The organism is Bacteroides finegoldii DSM 17565, from assembly GCF_000156195.1.
GTDB classification, from domain to species: domain Bacteria; phylum Bacteroidota; class Bacteroidia; order Bacteroidales; family Bacteroidaceae; genus Bacteroides; species Bacteroides finegoldii.
The window spans coordinates 177,273-179,588 of sequence record NZ_GG688328.1; the positions used below are offsets into that span (position 1 = coordinate 177,273).

The 2,316-nt window shown below is 33.5% G+C and carries 3 protein-coding genes and 1 pseudogene; all 4 read left to right on the top strand.

Translation table 11 applies throughout. The annotated features are described in order from the left end of the window. A partial coding sequence (locus BACFIN_RS23415; protein ID WP_007756253.1) for a hypothetical protein occupies positions 1-257 on the top strand: 257 nt, incomplete at its 5' end. A gap of 10 nt (positions 258-267) precedes the next feature. Beyond that, positions 268-903: pseudogene (locus BACFIN_RS05165) on the top strand (SPFH domain-containing protein); the annotation flags it as partial. 195 nt (positions 904-1,098) lie between these two features. After that, positions 1,099-1,362: a DUF4339 domain-containing protein gene (locus BACFIN_RS23620; protein WP_262479235.1), complete on the top strand. Its 264-nt coding sequence runs from the start codon at positions 1,099-1,101 to the stop codon at positions 1,360-1,362. Positions 1,363-1,405: 43 nt separating this feature from the next. Then, positions 1,406-2,128, top strand: coding sequence for a hypothetical protein (locus BACFIN_RS05155; protein WP_149924225.1), 723 nt, complete (start codon positions 1,406-1,408; stop codon positions 2,126-2,128). The last annotated feature ends 188 nt before the right edge of the window (positions 2,129-2,316 follow it).

Sequence of the window (2,316 nt, forward strand, 5' to 3'; positions counted from 1 at the left end):
TAAAAGAAATTACTGTTATGGGTATTTTAAATATTATAAGTCTCATTCTATATATAATAGCATTTTCATTAATGCGTACATTAAGCAAGCTTTCTTTTAAACATTTATATGAGATAGGAACTATTTTCTTAGCAATTCCGCTTTTTTTACTATTACTTCCTTATGAGGATATGACTCTAGCGGTAGTTATTTTGAATTTTATCTCATGGCTCTATTTCTTTTTCACACTTCGTAAAACAGTATATGATAATCTATAAATAAAATAGTATGGCAATAATCAAATCAATTTACTGGGAGCAGAATAACCAAGAAGAACTTGTTTACAAATTCCCTTTCAACAACGTAACTTTGGGAAGTGTATTGACCGTCAACGAAAGTCAGGAGGCATTCTTCTTTAAAAGTGGAACTTTATATGATTCTTTTACGGCAGGTAGACATACACTTTCTTCTGCCAATCTTCCTCTTCTAGAGAAACTGATTAATTTACCAAGTGGCGGTGATACAACTTTTACAGCAGAAGTCTGGTTTATCAGTAAACTGGATAAAAGGAATATGCTTTGGGGAATAGGCGGATTACGTGTCGTTGATCCTTACTTCCAAATACCAATTAAACTGTCTGCAAGAGGGCAATATGGTGTTCGTATATCTGATGGTGGATTATTTTAAAAAAAACTGATTGGAACAATCGGCTTTGCAGACACCGTTCTTATTGAAGAACAGTTCAGAAGTGATGTGATAGAAGCGGTTAAAGTATCTGTTGCCAAGTTTATGAAAGAAAATGAGGTGAATATTAATGAGCTTGGTAGTGAGTACAAGGCACTCGCAAAAACCGTATCTAAAGAATTACAATTGGCTTTTGACGAATATGGAATACAACTTCTTAACTTCAATATTGAAGATATAAACTTCGACGAGACAGACAAAGGCTACCAAGCGGTTATGGAAGGTATAGCAGAACAGGCAAAATTAAATAAATTGGGTGTCAATTATCTGCAACAGAAACAGCTTGATATAGCTCAAACAGCAGCAGGCAATGAAGGAGCTGGAACATTTATGGGAATCGGTATGGGATTAGGTATGGGAAATAATATTGGTAACATGGTAGGAGACATAGTAAAACAGAACACGCAAATACCTCTTCAGGCGCCACAACTTCCCTCTTACTATATAGCTCAAAATGGTCAGACAACCGGACCGTTCTCAATTGATATTATACAGGGAATGATACAGAGAAAAGAGATTGTTTCAACAACATATGTATATAAAGTAGGAGGGCAAGCGTGGATATTGGCAAGTAATGAACCTGAAATAGCTCAATTATTATCTTTAATGACACCGCCTCCACCTCCCCCCTCTATGTGACAGAAGAACAAAATCAATGAATCATTATCATAAAAATATAATTATGAAAAATAAAATTATATCAAGTTTAGTGTTACTGATAACTTTTGTATGCACTATTACAATATATCATTTGCTTTTTGACGAGCATTCCAAACTGTTTTACATCAATAGCGTTACAACATGTATTGCAGAGCTCATTTTACTAGCCAACATTCCTATATTATCAAATGACAAATGGTTGACTTTTAAGAGTGCAGCCACAACAAGTATTCTTAATATATATGCAATCTTTCTGTTTCTTTGGACTAGTATATATAGTTTATGTATAGAAGAGGAAAGCGACTATAAAGTGCTGTATATTGGCATGTTAACTGTTAGCATTATTTTTATTGTATTATTAGGTATTACTGAACTAGGAGGGGGATTTATGCAAAAGCAGGATCAAGATATTAAGCAAGCTACCCAGAAGAAAAAGGTCCTACTGATTTCTCTAAGCATGTATTGGAATGACATAGAAAACATATTAGAAACTGTTGCATCCGATTGGAAAAATAATGCTTTACAGCAACTCAAAGTTTCTGTTGACAAGATCTCAATTATTCCATCAAAAAAACTGGAAAACAATACTGAAATAGTAGCAGATATCAATACCAAGCTAAATGATATAAAAGAGGTATTCAATAAAATATCAAAAGATATAGAAAATCCTTATCTACAAAAGGAAGTGAGCCAAAAGATTGAACAACTAAAGAATTATATTATAGCTATAAAATCATCTATATAATAGAGTTTATATTGAATAATTGATTAAAGCGTTCTTTGACTTATCTTTGTGGTCTAAACAGTTCAATTGATGTATTACGACAAGATTCGCCACCGCCATAGCCAGATACTTGCAGCAACAGGATTAACTCCTGTTGAATTTGACGCATTGCTGATAACCTTCAAGTACCATTGGGATGAGTATTATAG